This window comes from Streptomyces sp. NPDC054834, assembly GCF_053611185.1.
This window is the reverse complement of the sequence record NZ_JBSGZV010000057.1, coordinates 10,368-32,665: the sequence shown is the minus strand read 5'-3', so window position 1 is coordinate 32,665 and position 22,298 is coordinate 10,368. Positions and strand designations below refer to the sequence as shown.

The 22,298-nt window shown below is 68.2% G+C and carries 29 protein-coding genes and 1 pseudogene; 22 read left to right on the top strand and 8 right to left on the bottom strand.

Annotated features, from left to right (window positions below; genetic code table 11):
• The first annotated feature begins 72 nt into the window (after positions 1 to 72).
• The 13 genes from ACWGJM_RS42770 to ACWGJM_RS42710 all read left to right on the top strand — a co-directional run bounded on the left by ACWGJM_RS42770 (position 73) and on the right by ACWGJM_RS42710 (position 7,635).
• Positions 73 to 1,011: an AAA family ATPase gene (locus ACWGJM_RS42770; protein WP_453417170.1), complete on the top strand. Its 939-nt coding sequence runs from the start codon at positions 73 to 75 to the stop codon at positions 1,009 to 1,011.
• 199 nt (positions 1,012 to 1,210) lie between these two features.
• Complete coding sequence (locus ACWGJM_RS42765; RefSeq protein ID WP_453417169.1) at positions 1,211 to 1,405, top strand: hypothetical protein; 195 nt, start codon at positions 1,211 to 1,213, stop codon at positions 1,403 to 1,405.
• Positions 1,406 to 1,495: 90 nt separating this feature from the next.
• Positions 1,496 to 2,173: a GGDEF domain-containing protein gene (locus ACWGJM_RS42760; RefSeq protein WP_453417168.1), complete on the top strand. Its 678-nt coding sequence runs from the start codon at positions 1,496 to 1,498 to the stop codon at positions 2,171 to 2,173.
• The gene (locus ACWGJM_RS42755) at positions 2,170 to 2,610 is read left to right on the top strand and encodes a hypothetical protein (RefSeq protein WP_453417167.1); all 441 of its coding nucleotides are present in this window, start codon (positions 2,170 to 2,172) and stop codon (positions 2,608 to 2,610) included. Before ACWGJM_RS42760 ends, ACWGJM_RS42755 begins: the two co-directional genes overlap by 4 nt.
• Positions 2,607 to 2,903: a hypothetical protein gene (locus tag ACWGJM_RS42750; RefSeq protein ID WP_453417166.1), complete on the top strand. Its 297-nt coding sequence runs from the start codon at positions 2,607 to 2,609 to the stop codon at positions 2,901 to 2,903. Before ACWGJM_RS42755 ends, ACWGJM_RS42750 begins: the two co-directional genes overlap by 4 nt.
• Before the next feature lie 19 nt (positions 2,904 to 2,922).
• The gene (locus ACWGJM_RS42745; RefSeq protein ID WP_453417165.1) at positions 2,923 to 3,126 is read left to right on the top strand and encodes a hypothetical protein; all 204 of its coding nucleotides are present in this window, start codon (positions 2,923 to 2,925) and stop codon (positions 3,124 to 3,126) included.
• Positions 3,126 to 3,611 carry a hypothetical protein gene (locus tag ACWGJM_RS42740; RefSeq protein WP_453417164.1) on the top strand — a complete coding sequence of 162 codons (486 nt, stop codon included), beginning with the start codon at positions 3,126 to 3,128 and terminating at the stop codon, positions 3,609 to 3,611. The genes ACWGJM_RS42745 and ACWGJM_RS42740 overlap by 1 nt, the downstream gene beginning before the upstream one ends.
• Positions 3,611 to 3,793 carry a hypothetical protein gene (locus ACWGJM_RS42735; protein ID WP_453417163.1) on the top strand — a complete coding sequence of 61 codons (183 nt, stop codon included), beginning with the start codon at positions 3,611 to 3,613 and terminating at the stop codon, positions 3,791 to 3,793. Before ACWGJM_RS42740 ends, ACWGJM_RS42735 begins: the two co-directional genes overlap by 1 nt.
• An 84-nt stretch (positions 3,794 to 3,877) precedes the next feature.
• Positions 3,878 to 4,318, top strand: a complete 441-nt coding sequence (locus tag ACWGJM_RS42730; protein WP_453417162.1) for a RapZ C-terminal domain-containing protein — start codon at positions 3,878 to 3,880, stop codon at positions 4,316 to 4,318.
• Complete coding sequence (locus tag ACWGJM_RS42725) at positions 4,315 to 4,713, top strand: hypothetical protein (RefSeq protein ID WP_453417161.1); 399 nt, start codon at positions 4,315 to 4,317, stop codon at positions 4,711 to 4,713. The genes ACWGJM_RS42730 and ACWGJM_RS42725 overlap by 4 nt, the downstream gene beginning before the upstream one ends.
• Positions 4,710 to 5,000 carry a hypothetical protein gene (locus ACWGJM_RS42720; protein ID WP_453417160.1) on the top strand — a complete coding sequence of 97 codons (291 nt, stop codon included), beginning with the start codon at positions 4,710 to 4,712 and terminating at the stop codon, positions 4,998 to 5,000. Before ACWGJM_RS42725 ends, ACWGJM_RS42720 begins: the two co-directional genes overlap by 4 nt.
• A 506-nt stretch (positions 5,001 to 5,506) precedes the next feature.
• The gene (locus tag ACWGJM_RS42715) at positions 5,507 to 6,712 is read left to right on the top strand and encodes a ParA family protein (RefSeq protein WP_453417159.1); all 1,206 of its coding nucleotides are present in this window, start codon (positions 5,507 to 5,509) and stop codon (positions 6,710 to 6,712) included.
• The gene (locus ACWGJM_RS42710; RefSeq protein WP_453417158.1) at positions 6,709 to 7,635 is read left to right on the top strand and encodes a ParB/RepB/Spo0J family partition protein; all 927 of its coding nucleotides are present in this window, start codon (positions 6,709 to 6,711) and stop codon (positions 7,633 to 7,635) included. Before ACWGJM_RS42715 ends, ACWGJM_RS42710 begins: the two co-directional genes overlap by 4 nt.
• 58 nt (positions 7,636 to 7,693) lie before the next feature.
• Here ACWGJM_RS42710 and ACWGJM_RS42705 read toward each other — a convergent pair whose 3' ends face one another.
• Positions 7,694 to 8,266, bottom strand: a complete 573-nt coding sequence (locus ACWGJM_RS42705) for a hypothetical protein (protein WP_453417157.1) — start codon at positions 8,264 to 8,266, stop codon at positions 7,694 to 7,696.
• Positions 8,267 to 8,708: 442 nt separating this feature from the next.
• On the opposite strand from ACWGJM_RS42705, the gene ACWGJM_RS42700 reads away from it, so the two are divergent.
• From ACWGJM_RS42700 to ACWGJM_RS42680, 5 genes are all read left to right on the top strand, one after another.
• Complete coding sequence (locus tag ACWGJM_RS42700; protein ID WP_453417156.1) at positions 8,709 to 9,239, top strand: hypothetical protein; 531 nt, start codon at positions 8,709 to 8,711, stop codon at positions 9,237 to 9,239.
• 172 nt (positions 9,240 to 9,411) lie between these two features.
• On the top strand, positions 9,412 to 10,326 hold the full coding sequence (locus tag ACWGJM_RS42695) for a hypothetical protein (RefSeq protein ID WP_453417155.1): 915 nt from the start codon (positions 9,412 to 9,414) through the stop codon (positions 10,324 to 10,326).
• A gap of 257 nt (positions 10,327 to 10,583) precedes the next feature.
• On the top strand, positions 10,584 to 12,338 hold the full coding sequence (mobF, locus tag ACWGJM_RS42690; protein WP_453417197.1) for a MobF family relaxase: 1,755 nt from the start codon (positions 10,584 to 10,586) through the stop codon (positions 12,336 to 12,338).
• Positions 12,335 to 12,682: a hypothetical protein gene (locus tag ACWGJM_RS42685; RefSeq protein WP_453417154.1), complete on the top strand. Its 348-nt coding sequence runs from the start codon at positions 12,335 to 12,337 to the stop codon at positions 12,680 to 12,682. Before mobF ends, ACWGJM_RS42685 begins: the two co-directional genes overlap by 4 nt.
• Before the next feature lie 301 nt (positions 12,683 to 12,983).
• On the top strand, positions 12,984 to 14,153 hold the full coding sequence (locus ACWGJM_RS42680; RefSeq protein ID WP_453417153.1) for a hypothetical protein: 1,170 nt from the start codon (positions 12,984 to 12,986) through the stop codon (positions 14,151 to 14,153).
• A gap of 15 nt (positions 14,154 to 14,168) precedes the next feature.
• On the opposite strand, the gene ACWGJM_RS42675 is transcribed toward ACWGJM_RS42680, so the two are convergent.
• Positions 14,169 to 14,822 (bottom strand): hypothetical protein, encoded by a 654-nt coding sequence (locus tag ACWGJM_RS42675; protein ID WP_453417152.1) that lies wholly within the window; start codon positions 14,820 to 14,822, stop codon positions 14,169 to 14,171.
• Between the two features lie 291 nt (positions 14,823 to 15,113).
• Between ACWGJM_RS42675 and ACWGJM_RS42670 the strand changes: the two genes are divergently transcribed.
• The gene (locus tag ACWGJM_RS42670) at positions 15,114 to 15,248 is read left to right on the top strand and encodes a hypothetical protein (protein ID WP_453417151.1); all 135 of its coding nucleotides are present in this window, start codon (positions 15,114 to 15,116) and stop codon (positions 15,246 to 15,248) included.
• 4 nt (positions 15,249 to 15,252) lie between these two features.
• On the opposite strand, the gene ACWGJM_RS42665 is transcribed toward ACWGJM_RS42670, so the two are convergent.
• Positions 15,253 to 15,498, bottom strand: a complete 246-nt coding sequence (locus ACWGJM_RS42665) for a hypothetical protein (protein ID WP_453417150.1) — start codon at positions 15,496 to 15,498, stop codon at positions 15,253 to 15,255.
• A gap of 269 nt (positions 15,499 to 15,767) precedes the next feature.
• Here ACWGJM_RS42665 and ACWGJM_RS42660 point away from each other — a divergent pair, with 269 nt between their 5' ends.
• On the top strand, positions 15,768 to 16,688 hold the full coding sequence (locus ACWGJM_RS42660) for a DUF4238 domain-containing protein (RefSeq protein ID WP_453417149.1): 921 nt from the start codon (positions 15,768 to 15,770) through the stop codon (positions 16,686 to 16,688).
• Positions 16,689 to 17,055: 367 nt separating this feature from the next.
• On the opposite strand, the gene ACWGJM_RS42655 is transcribed toward ACWGJM_RS42660, so the two are convergent.
• The 4 genes from ACWGJM_RS42655 to ACWGJM_RS42640 all read right to left on the bottom strand — a co-directional run bounded on the left by ACWGJM_RS42655 (position 17,056) and on the right by ACWGJM_RS42640 (position 19,614).
• A complete protein-coding gene (locus ACWGJM_RS42655; RefSeq protein ID WP_453417148.1) occupies positions 17,056 to 17,199 on the bottom strand; it encodes an ATP-dependent DNA ligase in 144 nt (47 codons plus the stop codon).
• An 11-nt stretch (positions 17,200 to 17,210) separates the two neighbouring features.
• Complete coding sequence (locus ACWGJM_RS42650; RefSeq protein WP_453417147.1) at positions 17,211 to 18,035, bottom strand: ATP-dependent DNA ligase; 825 nt, start codon at positions 18,033 to 18,035, stop codon at positions 17,211 to 17,213.
• Between the two features lie 167 nt (positions 18,036 to 18,202).
• A complete protein-coding gene (locus ACWGJM_RS42645; RefSeq protein WP_453417146.1) occupies positions 18,203 to 19,117 on the bottom strand; it encodes a hypothetical protein in 915 nt (304 codons plus the stop codon).
• Between the two features lie 275 nt (positions 19,118 to 19,392).
• Positions 19,393 to 19,614, bottom strand: a complete 222-nt coding sequence (locus ACWGJM_RS42640; RefSeq protein ID WP_453417145.1) for a hypothetical protein — start codon at positions 19,612 to 19,614, stop codon at positions 19,393 to 19,395.
• A 295-nt stretch (positions 19,615 to 19,909) separates the two neighbouring features.
• Between ACWGJM_RS42640 and ACWGJM_RS42635 the strand changes: the two genes are divergently transcribed.
• Positions 19,910 to 20,983 (top strand): hypothetical protein, encoded by a 1,074-nt coding sequence (locus ACWGJM_RS42635; RefSeq protein ID WP_453417144.1) that lies wholly within the window; start codon positions 19,910 to 19,912, stop codon positions 20,981 to 20,983.
• A 349-nt stretch (positions 20,984 to 21,332) separates the two neighbouring features.
• Entirely contained in the window at positions 21,333 to 21,818 is a 486-nt protein-coding gene (locus ACWGJM_RS42630) for an AAA family ATPase (protein ID WP_453417143.1), read from the top strand.
• 102 nt (positions 21,819 to 21,920) lie between these two features.
• Here ACWGJM_RS42630 and ACWGJM_RS42625 read toward each other — a convergent pair.
• Positions 21,921 to 22,298: pseudogene (locus ACWGJM_RS42625) on the bottom strand (hypothetical protein); the annotation flags it as partial.

Genomic DNA, 22,298 nt, shown 5'->3' with positions numbered 1-22,298 from the left:
TGTTCACCCACCACGCCGGTCAGCGCTTCATCCGAGCTGCCCGGCCCCATCTCACTCCCAAGGAGAATCCGCATGACCGAGCTGATCTACCCGGAGATGCCTGAGCACAGCCTGGTGGTCCTCATCGGCCCGTCCGGCGCCGGGAAGTCGACGATCGCGCGCACCTGGCCCGCCTCGCAGGTCCTGTCCCTGGACGCGCTACGCGAGACGGTCAGCGACGACGCGGGCGACCAGGACGCCACCGGCGACGCGGTCGCCGCCCTGCACCTGCTCCTGGAGGCGAGGATGCGCCGGCACCTGTTCACGGTCGTCGACGCAACCAACGTCACCAAGGCGGCCAGGGAGCCGCTGGTCGCCGCGGCCAAGCGGCACGGCATGCTGCCCATCGCGGTCATGGTCGCCACCCCCGGCAGCGTCTGCATCGAGCGGCAGGGCCCGCGGCCGGCCAACCGCACGGTGCCCGAGGCCACGGTCATCAAGCAGCGCCAGGACATGGTCAACTCGCACCGGACCCTCAAGGCGGAAGGCTTCCCCGAGATCGTCTTCTCCGACAGCCTCTACCGGCTGCTGCCGTTCCTGGAGCGCCTGAGCGAGGCCCGGCAAGCCGACCTCGGACTGGACGGCAGTGGCGGCCTCGGTGACCTGAACCTCGTCTCACGGGTGTTCGGCGAGGAGATCCTGCCGCTGTGGCAGTGGAAGCCCGGCTCGAACGTTGCCGGCGGCGACCGCGTCGCGGAGATCCGCCTCGGCCAGCAGTACCTCACCCTCGCCCTGCGCACCGACGTCGACGGCGAGGGCGACGTCGGATTCGACGTGATGGTGCCGTGCCCGCACGACGACGAATGCACCGGCCGCGCCTGGGCGCCCGCCTACAGCGTCACCTGCCTGTTCCGTGCGCTCAACGGCGACCTGGACGACGACGAGGACATCGTCTGCACCGTCCATGGCCCGAATAACGACGACCAGGACGACGCCCTCGAGGCGCAGGACCTCGAAGCGATCCACGGCTGACGGACCTCCGTGCCGCCCCGGCCCCGGCTCACCGCCGGGTCCGGGGCGGTCGCGGTGGTTCCTCAGTCACCGCGATCACGAGAGGAGTGCACGTTATGACCCAGCCCCCGTACTACGAGGTCGACGTCCCCATACGGAGCACCGAGACGCCCGGCCTGGAAGCGTCTTCATCGGCTGGGCTGACAGCCGCGCCGCCGCCGTGAAGGCCGCGCATGAGGTCTACGACGAGGCCCGCGCCGCAGCGGAGGCCGGACGCGAGATCCCCCACGGAGGCCCGGACGGCTGGTCGGCCTGCGGGTACCGGCCCGGCTGGGAGCTCGACTGGCCCGCCGCGAAGGCCGACCCCTGGAGGAGCCCGTACAGCTCGCTCAACTCCAAGCCCTTCGAGATGTAGCTCCGCCCCGGGACAGCCGCACGTGCTTGGCGGCTTCGACGGCTGTCCCGGGCCCACCCAACCCGTACGAACGAGAGGGAGATCCTCAGTATGGACTCTGTCCTGCGCGTCCAGGGCCGGATCGGCCCGCGCACCCTCCTGATCACCGCCGCCGCCCTGCCGCTGACCGGCTGGACCGTGCACGCCCTCGCGCTACACCGCAAGCTCGCCGCGACCCGGACGGACCCGCTGACCGGCCTGCTGCGCCGCGACGCCTACACCGCCCGCGCCCGCCGGCTCCTGGCCCGCCACGGCGACGACACGACCGCGGTCATGGTCGACGCCGACAGGTTCAAGGAGATCAACGACGGCCTCGGGCACGCGGCGGGCGACACCGTCCTCGCGTCGATCGCGGCCCGACTCACGGCCTGGGCAGGCCCGCGCGCAGCAGTCGGCCGCCTCGGGGGCGATGAGTTCGCCGTGGTCCTGGACCTGCCCTCCGAACGCCGCGAGCAGCGCCTAGAGCAGCTGGTCCGGATGCTGCACACGCCGGTCACCCTGGACGACGGCCGCACCGTCGACGTCGCCGCCTCGGTCGGCGCCGCGACCCCGGACGTGATCGGCACGCGCGACCTGCCGCGCCTGCAGAGGGCGGCAGACGCAGCCCTGTACGACGGGAAGCACTCCGGCCGCGCTGTCCTGGCGACCACTGCGCATGCCGCCACGCCGTCCGTCAACGGTCGCCGCGCGGGCAGGCCGGGCACGGCCATGTGGGGGAGAGCCGCATGAGCACCGTGACTCTGCCCGAGGGCGACTGGATCCGCGGCATCAGCATCAGGCAGCCGTACGCGACCTGCATCCTCGCCGGTGCCAAGACGGTGGAGAACCGGCCCGCACCGTGGCGGACCGGCTGGGTGCTGCTGCACACGAGCAAGACCATCGACCAGCCCGCCCTGCGCAATCCGCTGATCGGCCGCACCATCCGCGGCCGCGAGCTGGTGAGGGGCGCGGTGGTCGGCATCGCCCGGATCACCGACTGCCACCAGGACCCCGACGGTGCGCCGCTCTGCTCGGAGTGGGCGCACCCGGGCGCCTGGCACCTGGTCCTCGACGACGTCCAGGAGCTGCCCCTGCCGGTCCCCGCACGCGGGCAGGTCGTGCCCTGGAAGCCGACCGAGGAGCTGCTGGCCCGCGTGTTCCAGCAGCTGCCCACCTTCCGGCCGTGACCCGCCCGGGACGCACGAAGAAGGATCCGCCGTTCGAGCCGGGCCTGATTCCGGCTCCCGGCGAACTTCTCGTCTGGCGCGACGGCCGGCACTTCGACCGCTGGCAGGACCTCCCCTGCACGCTGTGCGGCCAGCCCACGCCCATGCGCTCCCACTCCGGCGAGCCCGTGCACAAGGCATGCGCGGAGTCCTGGCTCACCGCCAACCCCGTGGAGGCCCGCCTCGGGCGGTTCGCCTCCGACCTCACGCCGAAGCCCAAATCCAAGGACAAGGGCCAAGGCGACCACTCCTGACCTCCACCTGGAGGACCTCATGAGCAGCACCGACCGCAACGTCGACCACGCCCTCGCCTACCCCGAGCCGCCCGCCTCCCCGCTCTGGCACCGCCACGGCGCGAAGGCTCGGCCGCTCACGCCCGCCCAGCAGCGGCGTAACCGCGAGCTGCTGGACATTGCCCAGCGCACCACCCGACCCCGCTCCACTCGCCCCACCGAGACACTGGCGGAGGCCAGCTGATGGACACCAAGCACTGCGCCGTCGACGGCTGGGTCGACGCGATACCCGCTCCCGGCCCGCGTATCGGGACCGCCACCTTCGACCTGATCGTCCGCCCCGCCGACATCGACGCCGTCGACGAGGACGCCCCTGACACGGTCGTCACCTGCACCAGCGGAGACCCCCGGATCACCCCCGAGTTGCTGAACGGCATACAGCCCGGCGACCTGGTGCGCGTCACCGGCACCCTGGTCCAACCCCAGACGCCCGGCGAGAACGCCCGGCTCACCGTCGACGCCCTGGAGGTCCTGGACACCGGACTCATCCCGGTCCTGCGCGACATCGTGATGGACCGGTACGGCGACTACTGCGTCATCTTCGACGCCGACCAGGACAAGGTCCCCGTCTTCACCGCGCAAGGACAGTGGGTCGGCCGCGCGGACAACCCCGACGCCATCGCCACCCTCATCGACATCCACGAGCGCGTGAACGGCGGTGACGCCTGATGGCCAACGCCCCCGAACAGACCCGCACCGTACTGGAGCGGTTTCCCGTCGGAGGCCCCCGCGGCTCCTGGCCGGCCGAAGAGTTCGCCGCCAACCAGCGCGCCCAGGGCACCAACGCTCAGGTCGTCATGGACCTGCGCACCGACCAGTTCCTCGTGGTCACCGACACCACCACCCAGTAGCCCCTGGAGCGCCGCGCCTCGCCCCTCCCAGCCGGGCGCGGCGCTCCGCCGTTTCCTCACCACCGAGCAGAAGGGCACCCCTTCGTGCATCCGATCCGCCTGATCTCCTTCGGCTACCTGCACCTGCCCACCGGCCCGGACGGCTCCCCCGTCCCGCCTGCCGCCGACCGCATCGAGGACGTCCGCGGCCGGCTCCGCGACCCGGCCGCCGCCCGCGACATCCTCGACCTGGACGGCCTCAACCCCCGCGTCCAAGACGTCGTCCTGAAGACCCCCGGCGCACACGAACTCATCGTCAACCTCGCCGACTACGCCGACCTGCCCGCCGGTCCGAGCCGCATCGGGATCGGCTGTGCAGGAGGCCGGCACCGTGCAAGCGGCCTCACTGAAATCCTTGCCCGCACACTCCGCGACCGGGGCCGCGAGGTCGAAGTCGAGCACCTCCACGTCCACTTGCCGCGCGTGCTCAAGACCCCCGCCAACCACACCGCCCAGCCCAGCTCCACGCAGGAGGCCACCCGATGAAGCGTCCTTTCCGCCGCTGCGCTCACGCGCCCGGCGCCCTCAGCCCCGAGGACCAGGCCACCGTCGACCAGTTCCGCGTGCTGCTCGCCGCACTGCGCGACATGGAGCCCTGGACCCCCGGCTTCTACCGGGATATCGCCGTACGCGTCGGACCGTTCGTGGAAAGGGCTCACCCCCGCCCGGGAGACGACCACGGCCCCGACCTGATCGCCGTCTCCCTGGTCCACCCCGACACCCCGCACGCCGCGGCCTACCTCATGGCCACCAGCTCGGCTACACCGGCAGGGGCTGGCTGCGCTGCGAGACGGACAAGATCCTCGGAGTGTGGCACCCGGCCCTTACGCCGCTCACCCACGCCGCGGCGGGCCTCGACATCCCCGACGACGTCGGCATGAAGCCCGCGCACTACGCCGTCCACGTCGAAGCCCGCCGGAAGGACAACTCCGGCCGCATCGTGCTCCGCATGGGCTCGTACACCCAGACCCGGCTCGCCTCCCGTGATGCGGAACACCTCAACACCCTGCTGGAGGGCAGGGCGGCCACCGTCATGCCCGGATACACGGTCACCGCGAAGGACACGGTGTTCCACGTCAGCGACCACGCCTCTTACAGTGACCCGCACAAGGCCGACGCCTGCGAGCTCCTGACAACCCTCCTCGAGGACGTGAAAGCCCCAGGGTGACCACGGCCAGCAATGCGTCACCCGGCCACCCCGGTGACCGCCGCCAGCCTCCCCAAACCCGACGAAGACGCGCCCGCCACCTGGGCGGCCTGACACCCGCATCCTGAAGCCCTGCCCTCCCGGCCTCTCACCGGGGGGCAGGGCTTTTTGCGTTTCAGGGAGTGCACAGAGGAGTGAGCTGCCCTGGTGTCCGTTCTCAACGAACCCAGTCGGCGCCGACTCGCTGACCAGGCCGGACTAACTTCGTTGAGGTGACTGCTCATCGAGCCGTCGCCGCCACCCCATCCGGTCTACCTGCAACGACTGGATTCGTTGAGACGGATCGCTACTCGGCTCGGTTCGTTGAGACGGGACACCTGGATGCTCACTCCCGTGCGCAAGGGGCGCTGAGAGAGCTCAGGTGCTTACCCGGTAAGCACCTGACATGCAGGAGCTGACGTCAAAAGGAGTGAATGTCCCGCCCTCCTGACGTTCATCCAGCTTCCGGCGGCAGTATGCTGCCGCGCATGACGTCTCCGACATCGGGAGGGGAGCGGGAGAAGCTCGCGTCGAAGCTGCCCGCCTCCCTCCGACAAGCCCTCAAGGTCCGGGCGGCGCAGCTCAGTACCGACGTGCAAGATGCTGTCACTGACGGCATCCTGGCGTGGCGCGCCCATTCCGAGCCGCTCCCCGCAATCGACACGGCGGGAGCCGAGTCGTTCGGGACATGGCTACCCGAAGGTCTCTACGACGACTTCAAGCGGGACTGCGCCACCCGCGGTGTCTCCTACATCCAAGGGCTTGCCCAGTCCGTGGCGCTATGGCTCGAGCAGAATCCCGCCGGCGAAGAGGCCGCTCCCACACGGCGCGTCATCGTCTGCAACCAGAAAGGCGGCGTAGGGAAGACCGCCGTCACCGCCGGCCTCGCCCAGGCCCTCGCGGAAGACCCCCACGCGCTGCCGGGCAAGACAGACGACACCGCCTCTCTCGCTCAAGCCGCTGCACGGTCCGGCCTCCGTGTCCTCATGGTCGACTACGACCCTCAAGGGCATCTCTCCCACCAGTTGGGTCTCAAGGCCATCCCCGCCGGCAGCGAGAGCCTCATCACGCACATGCTGAACAGGGAGCAGGCGCGCACCCCGCTCATCGACCTCACTGTCGTCATAGAGGAAGCACGCTTCGGAGACCGGCTGCGGATCCTCCCCGCGGCGTTCGACGCCTTCCTGCTCGACTCCGGCCTCACCATGTTCCGCGGGCCCCGGCACGCTGCCCTTGAGCGAGCACTGTCCCCACTGGAAGAGCACTTCGACGTCATCGTCATCGACTCGCCGCCCAGCCTGGGGTTGGCCATGGATGCAGCCATCTACTACGGCCGTCGCCGCGACGGAGAAAAGCCCGGCGTCTCTGGGCTGGTGATCCCCGTCGAAGCAGAGGACACCTCCGCGCAGGCGTACGGCATGCTCATCAACCAGGTGCACTCCCTAGCCACCGACTACGACATCGACGTGAACCAGCTCGGCCTCGTAGTCAACAAGTACGACTCGCGACGCGGCTACATCGCCACCTCCTCCCTCGAGAAGTGGAGGAGTCTGGGGACACCGCCCGTCCTTGCGGTCATCGGCGACTTGAAAGAGCAGCGCGAAGCCGTTCGGCTCCAGAGAGCACTCCTCGCCTACTCCCCCGAATCCGACCAGGCCCACCACATGCGTGAGATCGCTCGGAGGCTGACATGAGCAAAGCCGATGCCCTCGGCGGCTCCGCCACGTTCGACGCCGTTGCCCAGCCCATGAGTAGCCGCGCCGCAAGCTTCGCCGCGTTTGCCGGACAGACCACGGCGGCCCCGGCCGCAGCCGCCACCCACAGCTCACTCCGGGTTGCTGTCGACCGGCTGGCACCGAACCCCTACAACCCCCGCGCCACCCTCGCGGCCATAGAGGAGATGGCGGACAGCCTTACCAGCAAGGGCATCATCCAACCCCTTACCATCGTCACACGCGAAGCATTCCTGGCAGCGCACCCCGACCACGCACAGGACCTCGCATCAGCCGAGTACGTCGTCGTCGACGGCAACCGCCGCCTCGCTGGTGCGAAGCTCGCCGGTCTTGACGAGCTTCCCGTCCACGTTGACGACGCGCTCGCCCACGACGCCGACACGTTGCTGGAGACGGCACTCATCGCAGCTGTCCAGCACGAAGACCTGGAACCGCTCGACGAGGCCAAAGCACTTGAACGACTCGTCCAGGTCCACGGCTCGCAGCGTGCTGTAGCCCGAGCTTTGGGCAAGTCCAGCGGCTGGGTAACCCAGCGCCTCGCGCTGCTGAAGCTCACTCCGGAGCTCAAGCAGGCCCTGGAAGACAAGGAACTGCCGGTCAAGATCGCCCGCACCGTCGGGCAGTTGCCCGAACAGCAGCAGCAGAGTGCCGCAGATGAAGCACTCGCGCAGCGGGCCCAGCAGAAAAGCGAGGCCAGCCGGAAGCCGAAGGGTGCTTACCCGGTAAGCACCCCACCGGCGGCCGCCGCAAAGCGCCAAGGCGCACCCGCAACCGCCACCAGTACACAACGGGCGGAAGAGGATCTGGAGGTACTTGCCGCAGACCTAAAGCGACGCCTCACGCCGCAGCAGATCGAAGAACTCGTTGAGCTGCTCATCGGCTGACGGGCGCTTAGCCGGTAAGCACCGAGTTCATCGGAGGGGTTGTAGCCGGAACACCCGGCTACAACCCCTCCTGCGTTGGCCGACACCTCTCTTCACCCTGCTGTGCGCCGCACGCGGCAATCTGCCTGCCGATGAAGTGCCATGTAGGTTCTTGCTGGTCCTCCGCGACGGGCCTGCCCATCAGACCTGCGAGCAGATCGAGGGCTTCTTGGTTGATGTATCGATCGGGGTCAGGGGACTGGAGGTGTCGACGCAGAGGTTCCGCGTCCAGTCCTTGCTCTTGGAGGTATGCGGCGAGCGTGCCGACCAGCAAGAAGTTGTAGGCCAGGGCGTCCGTGAGGGCGTAGAGCACCAGACGGTGCCAGTTCGCCGGCGATTCGATGTGCTGGCGCGCGGCGTTTACAGCATCGTCCAGATGGCGTCGTTCCCAGTGAACGAAGTCTTGGACGAGAACGATCAGCTCCGCTGGCACAACATCCGCGTGTGCCTCTCCGCCCGGAATCCTGGTTGCGTTTCTGGCCTGTGGAGCGGGCGGGACGGCGTTGCGGATGTCCTGTAGCGCTGCGCGACGGTTCGTCCCCGTTAGGTCCTGCTGCCGACGAGCGGCGTTCTTACGTGCGTGGGATGCCATGACTGGTCCTCGTGCGCGAGCCCATGACTCCACGCGGACTGTGGCTAGCCACATCTCCTCTGCTGCGATGACGCGGCGCGTCTAGGGCCTACCCATCTCCCGGTCATGGGCCGGAAGCTCTCAGCCGGGCACCGTCGCGGCAGCTTCATGCGGCGCCAGTCATCTCAACGAGCCGATGTCGCGGCGGGTCACGTAAACCCCAGACGCGAGGACGGGCATGCCCCCGAAAGGGTGAACGTCTCCGGGGAGCAGCCCGCAGCCCCGCTACAGTGCGAGGCGGCATGACACGAACGCCTACCGCCGCTGTTGCAGCGCCCACGCCGCTCGCGACCCAGTCCGGCCAAGGCTCCCCCGGCATCCGTCGGCAAGGGCCCGTGCAGACTTCCCGCCGCCAGACTCGTTCGGCTGACCTGGGAGGAGCGTGGGTCCCCTGGAGAAGCCCATGACGAAGAACGGCTCCAACGCCCGCAAGGCCCGCATCCGCGCCCAGGCGGACAAGGCAGGCATGACCTACCGCCAGGCCTCCCGGGCTCTGAACGACGAACGCGCTGCGTGGAAGGAGACGGCACGCGCTCTCTTCCACAGCCCGGAAGAACTCCGCGACACCCAAGAGATCTACTTGCTCGACCTGTCAGAGAAGGGGGCATGTCTCCCGGAGCTGGTAAAGGTCTGCCTGTATGCCCTCACTCTCCGTCTGGGCACCGGCACGCTGATCGACCCTCGCGGCGTGACCTGCACGGTGACTGAGTTGGCAGCGGCCACCGGCCTGTCGGACGTGGCGGTCGAAAACGCCCTCTACGTCGGTGAAGCACACGGCTGGATCAGAGAGACCAGTGACAAGGAGTACCGCCTGACTGTGCCCGGCGAGGACATCGGCATGTACGAATACTGGCTCCAGAAGCTGAAAGAGCCGGTGTGTGACGCAGCGGTGTATCAACGGATGAGGGATCAGCTCATTGCCGCGACGCGCTGAAGCGCATCTGACAGGCTGGGCTGGTCTCCCAACTTCGGGCAACCAGCCCAGCCTGTGTGCCGCAGCGCAGCATTCGCACGGCGCGGTCAGCCAGCTGCGCAGCAGCTGCGGCTGGCGGTCGGCTGTCGAAAATCTGAGCAGCACAGACGACTCGTCTCTACCGTCATGGAGCATGAGGAAAGATCCGTGGGCCGAACTCGCCCGTTCCTTGGAGGGACTCCGCGCCGCGTTCAACGACAGCTACGAGGCGAGCCACGGTTTCCTGCCTGGCTCCCCAGCGAGCGAAGAGTGTCAGCGAGACACCTTGGCCGGCTCCTGGGGAACCCACCCAGTACGTGACGCCAACATCACCCCGCTGTCATCCGTGTTCGTCATGCTTGATCACCTGGACAGCCTTGGGACCCTGTTCAGGTCGCCAGGAGGAATCACGGCCTCGCACACCATCGCCCGAGCGACCCTCGACATCGCGATCGCCCCGTGGTTCCTTCTCGAGCCGGAGATCGGCGAACGGGAACGTGTGCGCCGCTACATGAACCTCCGACTGCAGAGCCTCAAGGAACAGACGCAGCTTGAGAACGGCGTAGAAACCACAGCTATCCGTGACCACGCCAAGAACCGCATCCGCCTCATCCTCGAAGCCGCCCGCGCACACCGCTTCGAGGTGCGCGGGGAACGCGACAGATACAGCCCGCCCTTTCTGGGCGAGCGGATGCCCCGTACGACCTCCCTGGCGGCACAGATCATCGCGCCAGAAGTTCCGCTGCTCGGGCCGCTCTTCTGGCGCCTCGGCTCGGCTGTAACGCACGGCCAGCAGCACGGCATCACCATGTTCTTCGAGAGCACCGACCAACTTGTCGACCCCGCGCACGGCGATGCTGCGGCACGGATGCAGGCAAGCTCCAGAGACACAGCCCTGCGGTGCGGGGGAGCCCCGCTGGCTGCGATCGCCGTCCTCCAGCGACTGTTCGCCCAGTACGGCTGGGACACGGACAGACTCAGCACGGCGGTGTCGGATGTCATCAGGACGTGGCAGTCCACTGCGGGTGTCCAGGCACCTCGCGCACCTGACACCTTTCTTCAGCTGTAGGCCTTGTACGTTGGCGCACGATTCCCCGCCGGGGGAAGCACGGAGCCCTCCGTGCGGGCGGAGGCTTACCGTCTCGGGCCGCTGCTGCAGCCCGCCTGGCGGGCCCTGCGGTAAAGATCTGGTGATGGCCTCCCGCCCGGCGGGAAGCACCGAGGATCGCGCTTTTCCGCAGGTCAACGCGGGGGTTCCATGGGCCGGTGATCAGCATGTCGGAGGTTCGCCCGGGGAACGGGTGGCGCTATCTCTTCCGCGGCGTGATGGTCGGCGACGGCCACCGCCCTGCGGGCAAGCCGCTGCGCGCCGCCCAGGACGAAGCCGGTGTCCCGCCCGGGATCTGGAAGGGCCGGGGCCTGGCCGCGGTCGGTCTCAAGGCCGGGGATGTGGTGACCGAGCGGCAGGCGGAACTGCTCCTGGGGGAAGGCCGGCACCCGGACGCCGACCGGATCGAGCGCGAGCTCCTGGCAGAGGGCAAGAGCCCGGCGCAGGCCCGGCGGGCGACCGTGCTGGGCAGGCCCATCGAGCACAACCAGTCACCCAAGACCGACAAGGCCAAGGAGCGCACCCCCTGGCTGGGCTTCGACCTGGTGTTCCGGCCCCCGCCGACGGCCCACATCGCGTTCGCGCTTGGCGATGACAAGACCCGCCTGGTGCTGGAGCTGTGCCAGGACATCGCCCGGGACAAGACGCTGGCGTGGCTGGGGGATGAGGTCGCGGAGATACGCTGGAAAGGCGGCGGCAAGCGCCGCGCCCGGGTCAAGGACGGGCTGATCGTTGCGGTGTTCCGGCACTACGAGTCGAGAGCTGCCGAGTCGAAGCCACTCCTCCACGATCATGCGGTGGTGTCGGTCCGCGTCCGGCGGCCGGACGACAAGGGGACGTGGGGCAACCTGTCGGCGGACTCGCTGATGGCCCACATCGTCGCCGCCGACACCCTCTACACCCTCTACTTCATGGAGGAGGCGTCCGCCCGGCTCGGCTGGGCGTGGGAGCCCCGCGAGGTGACACCCGGCCGCAGGCCCGTCATGGAGATCGCGGGCATCGACCAGCGGCTCATCGGCTGGCAGTCGACCCGACGCCAGCAGATCGAGGACGCGCTGCCCGTCCTCACGGCCAAGTACGAAGAACGGCAGGGGCACCCGCCGGGGGAGCGGGCCGCGTACGCGCTGGCTTGCCAGGCCGCCGACCAGACCCGCCCGCCCAAGCGCAAGGAGATGCTGTCGCTGACCGAGCTGCGCGAGCGATGGCGAGACTCAGCGATCCGGGCCTACGGCGTCGACGTCGTTGACCGGCTGGCGGAGCGGGCCCGGGCGGCGGCCGCGGCGGTGTGGGCACGGGTGCGGCCGGTGGTCGACATAGCGCTGGCGGCCGTCGACGTCGTCGCCGTGGTGTACGTGATGCGAGGCGCGTTCAAGCGCCACCACCTGCTCGCCGAAGCCCGCCGCCACCTCTTCTACGTCCTGCGCGGCCGGCCCCACCAACCCGGCCTGGACGAACAGATCGTGCAGACGGTCGTCGACGACTACACCCGCCCGGCCAGCCGACGCATGATGACCGCCGACCTGCGCGCCCTGTACCCGCGCGACACCGAGGACCAGGCCGTGCTGCGCCCGCTGATCCGCAAACGGGCCGCTTCGCCGTACGAGCGTGCCCGCCTCGCCGCCGACGCGCTGAGGGTCCGGGTCCAGGCCGTGCGTCGCGCGGACCGCTTGGGCTCCCGCACCCGGCCGCGCACCGTCGCCGTGCCCGCCGCCTCGAGGTCGCGCCCGCGGCCGTTCCACACCGGCCGGAAGGCCGGCCGCGTTCCGGAGCAGACAACCGACGTCGCCACGGTGGAGCAGACCCGCCGGATGCTCGCCGAGGCCACCCTCGCCAGGGTCCAGGAAGGCGCCCGGGAGCGCGCCCTCACCCTCGGCTCCCAACCTCAGCCCGCCCCGGCGGTGGCCCCGCCGCCGCACACCCAGCAGCCCGGCACCCAGCACACACCGGGCCAGACCACAGGAGGAGTCACGTGAGCACCCCGGAAGAACAACCCAGCCCTGCGGAAGCCCTCGCCCGCGCCCGCGCCGCCGCCAAGAAGATGGCTGCCGCGCTCGATGAGGACCAGGAGCCCGAGCCCGATGAGCCCCTGGGGTGGCAGCCGGTCTGGAAGCGGCCCCGGAAGCCGAAGTCGAAGGCGGCGAAGAAAGCGGAGCTGCGCAAGCAACGGCGGCGGCTCCAGGACGCCGGACGCCGCCGGTTGGCCGCCGGGCAGTCACGCCGGCCCCGGTCCCGGCAGAACCGAATCGGCAACGCGGCCACCCGCCGCGACGCCCGCGCCTTGTCCCGGGTGCGGCACTCCAACGCCTGGCTGTGGTGACGATGCCGGGCATCGTCCACCGAGTGGAACCCATCTGCATCCAGTGGCGATGCACGGCACTGACTGGAGCCCACTCGATGGGTTCCACTGAGTGGACTCCATAGACCGGCCATGCCTCGGCCACCCTGATCGGCGTCAGCCGCACCGTCCGGGACACCTCCGCGAGGTCGCCGACCTGCTCACGTAGGCGACGTGAGCGGCCCGCCCCACTGTCACCGCCGTTGCGCGCAGCTCCCCCTTGTCAGTGACACCAGCGACAATTCCTTCCGACAGCGCTGTGGGGCAGGGGGGATGCGCGAGCATGCAGACAGATGACTTCTTCCGCGGCAGGCCCGATGAGCACGTGGACTGGCCTGGCCACAGGCCAGGTGAATGGGTGTGCCAGCTGTGGGAGCTGGATGTCGAGCTGATGGAATCCCTGCGGTTCGGTCCCCTGCCAGCCCACCCGGATCTGGACGTAGCCGTGGCCTTGACCCGGCTGCTGCACGAGGACTTCGTCGCCAGGGGCACACGCCACGACGAACGCATGAACGACGAGGAAGTCGTCCTCGCCGTCAAAGCGCACCGGGCGGTCCTCGAGCGCCTGGGCCTGGAGCCGCCGCAGCTGCCGTTTCGCCATCACAGCGGCTTCTACGACTACTGGCGCAAAAACGACATGTCCGGGGGCGGCGGGTGGCAGGCGCGCCGCGAGTGCGTCGAAGAATTGCTGGGGCCGACCAGGCAAGCCCTGGAGGACCTGCAGGAGGCCGAGTATGAGCAGCGGTTCAAGAAGGGCCCCCGTGGCACCTTCAAGAACCTCATCTTCGCGCCCATCGGCCCGAAGCCGCAGATCGTGCTGCGGGACGCGGTGAGCAACGAGGTGGAGATCGTCCGGAACGCCGAGAACTGCCTCGTGTATAAGGACCCGCTGCCGGTACATGGCCTGACTTGGCGGCAGATGATCACCTGGTGGCAGGCGAACCACGTGCCGGACGCCGAGGAGCCGGAAGCCGCCGATACCCTGTACCGGCGGCTGTACCGCTCACTGGACTCCCTGCCGGAGCAGACGGTCCTGCGCACGTACTGCACCCGCTACGCCGAACCCGACGGGTTCGACCTGCCCGCCCTCATTCCGCAGGTCTACCTGCACTACGACCCTTACACCCGCAAGAGCAGCGGACACAGCGGGGCCCTGCACCGTGAGCGCATGGACTTCCTGCTGCTGGCCCCCGACCGCTCCCGCATCGTCATCGAGGTCGACGGCGCTCACCACTACGGCATCAAGAACCCCATCGGCGCGGACGGCCGCACCACGTACACCGCCTCGCCCAGGCTGTACTCGGAGATGGTCGCCGAGGACCGCCGTCTGCGGCTGGCCGGCTATGAGATCTACCGCTTCGGCGGCTGGGAACTCACCCGGCCCGACAGCCCGCAGCTCATCTCCGACTTCTTTACCGAGCTCCTCACCCGCCACAAGAAGCCGACACCGTAGCGGCGGCACAGCGCTTCAGTAGCCGGCCGTGTCCATGGCCTCCATGTACTCGATCTGCCAGTTCTCGTACTCACCGAGATGAGCCGAGTAGCCGCCCCACAGCAGGTGCGCGAGCTTGTGCAGCTCGTTCACCTGCTCGTAGAAGTTGACGTTCTGCTGGACGGGACGGGCGGGAGCCCGGCCGGCGCCGTGGCCGACCACGGCGTACCGGTAGGCCTCCCCTGTCGCATCCTCGCTGTCCAGCCAGTTGAGCTGACTCCAGGACTCCGGGTCGATGCGCTGTTCCACCTTGGGCAGGTCCAGCAGGGCCAGGTACCGGTTGAGGCAGTCCGCCAGTCTCCTGATGTTGTGCGTGCGCAGCCGCTTGTCCAACTGGTCGGGGCTGAGGTCTTCTTCTCCTGTGTAGCCGTCGCGCAGCGCGCACTGGGCGGCCTTGCGGATCAGCCACTTCAGCGACAGTTCGATGCTGTGCCGGTAGTTGTAGAGGATCGGGAGGGGCAGTCGGTCGTCCGGGCCGTGGGCGATCCAGTGTCGGGCGGCTGTCTCGGCCACTCTCAGGTAGCCACCAGCGAGGGCGAGATCGTCCTCGCTGGCACCGCCCCAGACGGCAATCTCGGCATGCGCCCAGCGGGGTCGGGGCAGGCTCAACCGGTCTTCTGCTTCCTCCATCCGGTCAGGATGGCAACCGCCCGCCTCATCCACTACCGCTTTTGGCAACTGCCCGCCGCCGCAGCCTCGCTGGGCGGCCGAGGTCGGCATCGACAAGCACCTCGTCCTGAAGCTGCCGGACTCCTGGTAGGAGGACCTCGCCGGGACGCTGGAGAAGGTGTCGGCCGTCGACACGAGATTCTGGACTGGGAGGGCTGGGGGCGAGCTCCGGAAGGGCTCGACGCCGCCACGCTCTACGCCTACTCGCTGCTCCAGGAGGACGTCGCCGCCCGCGTTTGCGACGCTTTCCCCGTGCTGGGCAGCCCGGCCAGCCTCGCCGCCGAAGCGACCGTGTGCGCCCAGCTGCTGCAGACGGTGGCCCGTGGCGACAACCTCATCCTCGAAGACCAGCTCCAGGATTGGTCCGAGGAGCTCCGCCGCCGCTGACGAGTCAGCCCGCCCAGCCGATGTCACGGACCTCGATCGCGCCGGCGTGTGGCAGGTACTGGATCCAGCACTGTCGTCCGAACGCCTCCCGGATCTCCTCCACGGAACCCGGGTCACGGACATCGGGCCAGACCCGCGGATCCATCCGTGCGACCTCCACGAGCGCCATCACTTCCCGCCGGGCCTGGTCGTCCGGCAGCTGCGCCATGACCTCCACCGCGAGCTCCTCCACCACTACGCCGTACCGCATCCCGCACTCCCCCGTGTGATCGACTCGGGCAGCAGCGTACGGAGATACCCCCGAGCCCGTTCGGGCCTGTGGATAACCCGGATTCGCGGCGTGGTCGCCCCGACCACTGGAACCAGACCATGGCCCCGACCGTGGTCCGGCCGTGCAGCGTCCAGCCCAGACCACGGCTGGTGTGAGCGCTGACGGGCCGCTGGTGGAAGCCCCACCCGTCGCCACACGGCTGCCAGGGGCCAGGGCCGTAGGTGGCGTCGACCTCGTAAAGTCGTCCCATGCCGCCGCACGCCAAGAAGCACCACTTCATCCCGCAGTTCTTGCTCCAACACTTCGCTGGCCAGCGCGGCAAGTTGGTCATCCACCAGGTGATGAGCGAGCGGCGTTTCAACTCGTCGGTTCGCGACGTAGGCCATCGCAACCTCGGTCACTCGATTTACCGGCCCGGGCAGGAGCCCGATCACGTCTCGATGGAAGCCGCCATGGGCAACATTGAGGGGGAGGCCGCCACTGCCGTTAGGGAGTTGGTTCAGAGTCGGGAGCGTGCCGTCCCCACGCATGCCCGGCACGCCCTCGCCTGGCTGCTGGCCCTGCAGTGGCAACGAAGCCGATTCCTGATGCACCGGGTGACCAAGGAGATCGGTGCCGAGGACAGCGGGCTGTCCGACGAAGAGATCCAGACCGCCATGATGGGGCTGATCTCCATGCGTGTGATCCGTCCCTGGCTCCTGCGGAACGACGACGACGCGTACTACAAGGACCAATGGAATCATCTCGTTTCCACGTTGCTGTCTAGCGATATGCACTGGTCCTGCTACCGCCCTCGCGGCGGTGGATTGCTGGTCAGCGACAACCCAGTCTGCTTCTCGGGTGTCGTGGGAACGGCGCCACCCGAGATTCCCGCCGCCGTCTTCGATCACGGCGTCGGGACGGGTTTCCATAACTTTCGACGCCTGACCGTGCCGCTCGGCAGTCGTCTAGGCGTGATCATCTCCCGCGACCCACAGGACGCCTCGCGGCTTCGTGTCGCAGACTTCAACCGCTTCACCGTCTTCAACAGCCGGGAGTTCGTGGCGCACGCACCGGAATGGCCAGGTACTCACCCGAGCCTCGCGCAGGATCTGACCGAGCTGATGATGAGGCAGCGCATGGTCGCCCCCGCCTTCTTGCAGGACTACGCCCCTGGCGGCCGTACCTAGAACCCTCCTCGCAAAGCTCGATGGGGAAAGATCGCAGGACGACACCGTGATCAGCCCGCCCGGCCGCGGCTTCGCCTCATAAGGTGCCGTGTTGCGCTAGGTGTTGCGGTAGAGGTTGCGTCAAGTGTTGCGCTGAGTGTTGCGGTAGGTGTTGCGCCAGTCTCCACAGCGTCCCGAAGTCCGCCCAGGTCACCACCCGCGTACGGCGTGGTCGGGGCCGCTGACATCCCCGTTGCGACCTCCTTCGACCATGCCCTGGCTGGAGTTGAGGATGAGGGAGGGCGGGATGGGCGGCGCGGACGCAGCCGGGGATCGGAGCCGCGCTCTTCGTGTTGCGCGTCGGCGGGGCCTCCGCGCCCGGCCGCCGTCAGTGCGGCGGTGACGTCAGGCGGGGGACGTCGGCGGGGGAGAGGCCGGGGCGGGCGCGGTGCCAGCGTGCGGGGTGTCGCCACCGGCCGGAGGCGTCGCGGGCGACGTCGACGCCGACTTCCACCACCAGCTCGGGTTCCACCAGCGTGACGTTCAGCTTTTCCTGGCTGCCCCCCTGGCGGAGAACGACCAGCCTGTCCACGGATGACCGCGCCGCCCCGCAGCGAGCAGGTCGGTGACCGCCGCACCTGCCGCCTGGGCGAGGGTGGTGGTGCGGCCGAGGTACTGAAAGCGGCCTTCGGTGTCGTACCTGCCGAGCAGCAGCGTGCGGGGCGCAGCCAGGGAACCGGTGATAGCGCCGACGATCGCCTCGCTCGTCTCGCGGACCTTGTACTTCTGCCAGCCCCTCACCGACGGCTTGTAGGGATCGGTGAGCTTCTTGAAGACCACGCCTTCCATCCCGACCGACGCCCATGACAGCCACTCGCGCACGGTGGCCGGGTCGGTGGTGGACGGACACAGTGCCCACGGCGCGAAGAGCCGACGGGCCACGAACATCGACTCCAGCGCGGCCCGCCGCCGCTGATACGGCCACCCGGTCGTGTCCGTCCCGGACAACCTGAGCAGATCGAACGCCACGAAGTGCGCCGGCCACTCCTCGGCTGCCCGGACCGCCCCGGAACCGCGCCGGGCCAGCCGGTTCTGCAACCGCTCGAACGCGAGGCGACCCGCGGCGTCCCATACGACCAACTCGCCGTCCATCGCCGTCGCATCCGGCAGCTGCACGGCCCCCGTCACAACCTCCGGAAACGCCGACCCCATTTCCGTGCCGCGCCTGGAACGCAGCACCACCCGGCCCTCGTCGACCAAGACGGCTGCCCGGAACCCGTCCCACTTGGGCTCGCCCACCCAGCCCGGCCGCAGATCCGGCGTGGGTACGGGAGTGCTCAGCATCGGTTCCGGCAGCGTCCACGTCACGCCGGATCCCTTCCACCCTGCGCTGCCTCCAACGACCGGCCCTCGGTCAGCTGGGCGGCGGTGTCCTCGATACACAGCAGCGCCCACTCGACACCGGCCCACCAACCGGGATCCGCACCGTCCTACCGACCTTCGGCGTGGTAGGGCAGCTCACGAGGCACTTCCTTCTATCGACGCCAGGTGATGACCTTCTCGCGCACCAGCAGCGGCTTGTCGTCCGGTCCTTTGACGTGCTCGTTGATCCAGATGGGGCGGTGGGCTTGTAGGCGTGGGTGCCATTGACGTCGCCAATGTCCCCGGACGACCCAGCGGTGAGACCACTCCACCTCTTGGGCCTCGTCGTTGTTCCCGCACTTTGCTGTCTTGCGTCGCAGGGTGACGATCGCCACGGGAGCAGCGGGTAGCTGTCCTGCCCGTTGGAGTCGCCTCCGTTGAGGGCGGTCCGCTTCCAACTCGCCAACGGCCGCCAGCGGCTGCTGCATCAGTGTCCACATGGCGCGTGCGTATCGGCACAGGACAGCAGACTCAGGGCGCATAGCGCCGATTTCTACCGACTGAGCCATCTCGAGAGGGCGACCTGCGGGCATGAACATCCCGTTCCCCACCGGCGCAACAGGCGATCCAAAGAACTGGCGCTCCTCCTCGCCAACGACAGGTCCGATCCATTGGATAAGGATTCCGTCATCGTGCTGTTCCTCGGCCCACTTGGTAGCTGGAAGGACTCGGTGGACGGGACGCCACCGCAAGCCGCTGAACGGGTGGTCATCCACGCACGCCTGATCGGCGCACCGAATCGTGAAGGGCTCAGCGAGCACGAGGAATCCATGACTCGAGGGCGGCTCCTCAAGGAGAACGTCTTCGTCAGGCAGTGTTTCCTGCGCCGCTTCCGCGATGCGGACCATGTCTGGTGCCACCCAGTAGTTCTGCGCGATACGCAGACTGTCCAGCTCGTCTTGCGGCGAGTTGCTGAACCCCTGCTTCGCGTAAGCCTCGGCTTCCATCTCCGCCAGCTCCGCAGCCGGCTTGCTGGCGAACCAACCTGCGAAGGCCAGCTTGATGTCCAAAGTCTCCTCGGGACGCATCGCCCTCCCTCCACACCGCAGTGGCAGGACATTCTTCAAGATAGGGTGTCGCGCGCGCAGTCGTTTGGACGATCACGGCCGATGCCGTGGGTCCGGCCGCAGCCGCAGGATGACCTGCCGCACTGAATCGACGACTGCGAAGGACCGATCTGACCGCCGCGCGGTGTGTGACCCCCGGCATTGGCCGGAACAACTTCACGACGCGAGCTCTGCTCCTGGGCGGGTAGGGGAGCGGCCCGGATGGCCGCAGTCCTCGGACTGCGGCCATCCGGGATTCACCGGCGGATCTGGATCGTGATGGCGGGAGCCGAAACTGCAAGCAGAGCCAGTCCGACCGGCGCGGAGACCGTCAGGGCGATGACCGTGCCGCCCACGGCGCAGGCCGCCGTGAAACCGAAGGTCACCCACCCCAGGAACCGGCTGGACTTCTCACCGACTACCTCCGGGAGCTCAGCTCGCAGGCTGGGCTCGATCCGCTCTTCTGTTGTACGTTCCATTGATAGAGGTACCGCCTCTTTCGCGATTGGGAGGCCCGGAGCACCAAGTGCTTGCCGGCGTCGATGCTCCGGAGCCCCCGATTGGACGCGGCCGGAGAAGCCCTCCAGGCCACCTGTGGGGCCCTGTTCAGCGCCCCACACATCAAATGATGTAGCCCGTCTGAGGGGTCGTCCGGTACTCTCAACTACGCATTGATTCGCATGAACGCCACCTAGAGAAATCGAAGATGACTGAGTAATCGATGGATCACGGCGGCATGAGAATCAATCGGTAGTTTTCAAAAGGTAGGCCGAGATGCGCCCCAAGGACGGCAAGGTCGACACACGCCTTGCACACCTCCAGACCCTTCGCACCCGCATGCTCGGGGGCGTCAACCAGGTCATGCACCAGATCTGGGAGCAAGGACAAAAGCCCGCCTCCGTCCGAGTCCGCCAGGCCTTCTACCGGCTTGACGAGATGAGAATCCTGGAGGACGAGCGGAAGCCGCTCCCGAAGGAGGAGCAGCCGTTCGCGGCCCGCATGGTCACCCCCAAGGGACTCCAGCTCCGGCTCATGCTGACGATGCTGTACGCCGCGCAGTGCGCTGTGGGGCCGGGGAAGCAGTGGGACACTCCCTATCCCGTGGAGTCGACGGCGAAGCACCCGCTGTCATGGATGAGCTTGTCGGCATCGATCAGCCAATACGCCGGTCCTGGTATCCAGTTGGCGTCCGAGGACGTCAACCGGCGACGCCAGATCACGCAGGCCCTGAAGACGCTGGAGTCGATGGCGCTCGTCCGGGCCAACACCGGACCGGGCCGCTTCAGCACCGGTTTGCAGCTCCTCTGCGAGAACGGGACCAGCACCGTCAGCTCGGCCATCCCGTACACCGCCCCCGACGACACCGAGCCCTACGTGGAGCTCCCGGTCGAGTTCTTCACCCGCGGCTGGGTGCACGTGCTCACCAACAGCGAGATCGCCGCCCTGCTCATGTGGCTCGACCGCCTCAAGTACACCGGCGTTGAGGTCGGCGCCGAGGAGGGCGACCCGCTCACCATCACCTACGTCACCGGCGACGTGAGGCAGGGCCTTTACGGGTTGGGACGGAAGGCCTACGAGACGCATCAGGCCCTCGACGCCTACCAGCTCCTCGACGTCATCAGGCCCGAGAAGCGCTACGACTCCGGCAAGTGGGAGGGATATTCGCAGGGTGAGTCGGACCTGCTGTGCCACCGAGTCTCCCTCGCCCCCGCCGGCTTCGACCGCGATGCGGGAGAGGTCGTGGAGGAGGTGCTGAAGCGCCGAGACACCGGCGGATTTTGGGCACGCCCCATGTTCAGCACGCCGAAGCGCTTCGACCGCTTCCGCATGGTCTCTGGTGCCGAGTAGAGCTGGCGCCAGACTGTATTCGGCACTCTGGCCCAGACCACAGCTCCCCTTCCGATACGCCGCTGGTTCTGGGCTGGGCGAGGAGCGGAAACCAGGAAGTGGTCGGCATACGCCCGCTGACGGACAGGCGGCAGCTCCCGCCGGCGCATCCGCTCCCGCTCGACTTCAGCCGCGATGACCGCCCGCTGGGTCTCACTTCGCCGCCTAACAGAACTCGGGGCACCACTGTCAGTGGCGGGATTCATACTGGCGGATCAAGCCATACACGCGGTCGCACCTGTCCCGTCTGGCACAGGTTGCAGGTTGCGCGGAACAGACAAGGGCAACGTGGCCCTTGAAGGGGAGTGCCATGCTGGTGACGTCAGTGGAGATCGAGGCGTTCCGCAACATCATGAACAAGCAGACCATGGTGGTCGACCCTCAGGTCACGTGCCTGATCGGCAAGAACGAGTCGGGCAAGACAACGATCCTCAAGGCTCTGCATCGGCTGAACCCGGCCAACAACCCGGACGACTTCCATGTCACCACCGACTATCCGCGGCGGCACCTGTCCAGGGACCGGCGCTCCAAGAACCTCGACACGGTCGCTCCCTTGACGGCCATATTCGCGCTGGAAGACGCGGACTTCGACGCTCTTGAGGAAGTGGTCGGCGTACGCCCGCCGACGGGTACCTACGTCAAGGCGTCACGCCTGTATGGCGTTGTCAGCTGGCCACAACGTCGCGTGATTCCCGTACAGCACGCTCGCGGTGGTGCTGGGCGGGGATCGCCTCGTACAGGTTCAGGGCGCGGCGGCGGACCAGGCCAGTGCGGTAGTGCGTCATGCCGTGCATGACAGCGGTGCGCGGAAGTCCCGAAAGGCACGAGCTATGTTCCGTTGCCCCACAGTGAAGATCACCACGTTCGGCCTATAGCAGTTGGGCGACACCCATAAGTGTCACCTAACGTCACTCTCTAGTGACTCACCGCTTCTCTGTTGGAGGTGGGCTGTGCGCCGAACATCGTCGCGCAAGGTGAGACCAATCCGAATACGCCCGGGCCTTCGGGTAGCGATGGCGACAGCCAGCAGCCTGGCCGCTGGCTCCATGGCCCTGGCCGCGAGCTTCCCAGCCCTTGCGATCACACCAGGGCCGACGCCGCCATCCTCGTCCCCGTCGACTACGACGGCTCCGCCTGCGCCGCCGTCGGTGTCGGTGCCTCCGGAGCCGCATGTTGCTCCGCCGTCGACTACGACGGCTCCGCCTGCGCCGCCGTCGGTGTCGGTGCCTCCGGAGCCGCATGTTGCTCCGCCGTCGACTACGACGGCTCCGCCTGC

Coding starts and splice junctions, on each gene's coding strand:
- ACWGJM_RS42645 (WP_453417146.1), bottom strand. CDS start 19,117: ATGCGTCCCGAGGAGACTTTGGACATCAAGCTGGCCTTCGCAGGTTGG.
- ACWGJM_RS42745 (WP_453417165.1), top strand. CDS start 2,923: ATGAGCAGCACCGACCGCAACGTCGACCACGCCCTCGCCTACCCCGAG.
- ACWGJM_RS42630 (WP_453417143.1), top strand. CDS start 21,333: ATGCTGGTGACGTCAGTGGAGATCGAGGCGTTCCGCAACATCATGAAC.
- ACWGJM_RS42760 (WP_453417168.1), top strand. CDS start 1,496: ATGGACTCTGTCCTGCGCGTCCAGGGCCGGATCGGCCCGCGCACCCTC.
- ACWGJM_RS42710 (WP_453417158.1), top strand. CDS start 6,709: ATGAGCAAAGCCGATGCCCTCGGCGGCTCCGCCACGTTCGACGCCGTT.
- ACWGJM_RS42755 (WP_453417167.1), top strand. CDS start 2,170: ATGAGCACCGTGACTCTGCCCGAGGGCGACTGGATCCGCGGCATCAGC.
- ACWGJM_RS42720 (WP_453417160.1), top strand. CDS start 4,710: ATGAAGCCCGCGCACTACGCCGTCCACGTCGAAGCCCGCCGGAAGGAC.
- ACWGJM_RS42640 (WP_453417145.1), bottom strand. CDS start 19,614: ATGGAACGTACAACAGAAGAGCGGATCGAGCCCAGCCTGCGAGCTGAG.
- ACWGJM_RS42635 (WP_453417144.1), top strand. CDS start 19,910: ATGCGCCCCAAGGACGGCAAGGTCGACACACGCCTTGCACACCTCCAG.
- ACWGJM_RS42675 (WP_453417152.1), bottom strand. CDS start 14,822: ATGGAGGAAGCAGAAGACCGGTTGAGCCTGCCCCGACCCCGCTGGGCG.
- ACWGJM_RS42715 (WP_453417159.1), top strand. CDS start 5,507: ATGACGTCTCCGACATCGGGAGGGGAGCGGGAGAAGCTCGCGTCGAAG.
- ACWGJM_RS42735 (WP_453417163.1), top strand. CDS start 3,611: ATGGCCAACGCCCCCGAACAGACCCGCACCGTACTGGAGCGGTTTCCC.
- ACWGJM_RS42700 (WP_453417156.1), top strand. CDS start 8,709: ATGACGAAGAACGGCTCCAACGCCCGCAAGGCCCGCATCCGCGCCCAG.
- ACWGJM_RS42660 (WP_453417149.1), top strand. CDS start 15,768: ATGCCGCCGCACGCCAAGAAGCACCACTTCATCCCGCAGTTCTTGCTC.
- ACWGJM_RS42665 (WP_453417150.1), bottom strand. CDS start 15,498: ATGCGGTACGGCGTAGTGGTGGAGGAGCTCGCGGTGGAGGTCATGGCG.
- ACWGJM_RS42740 (WP_453417164.1), top strand. CDS start 3,126: ATGGACACCAAGCACTGCGCCGTCGACGGCTGGGTCGACGCGATACCC.
- ACWGJM_RS42770 (WP_453417170.1), top strand. CDS start 73: ATGACCGAGCTGATCTACCCGGAGATGCCTGAGCACAGCCTGGTGGTC.
- mobF (WP_453417197.1), top strand. CDS start 10,584: ATGGTCGGCGACGGCCACCGCCCTGCGGGCAAGCCGCTGCGCGCCGCC.
- ACWGJM_RS42695 (WP_453417155.1), top strand. CDS start 9,412: ATGAGGAAAGATCCGTGGGCCGAACTCGCCCGTTCCTTGGAGGGACTC.
- ACWGJM_RS42705 (WP_453417157.1), bottom strand. CDS start 8,266: ATGGCATCCCACGCACGTAAGAACGCCGCTCGTCGGCAGCAGGACCTA.
- ACWGJM_RS42680 (WP_453417153.1), top strand. CDS start 12,984: ATGCAGACAGATGACTTCTTCCGCGGCAGGCCCGATGAGCACGTGGAC.
- ACWGJM_RS42725 (WP_453417161.1), top strand. CDS start 4,315: ATGAAGCGTCCTTTCCGCCGCTGCGCTCACGCGCCCGGCGCCCTCAGC.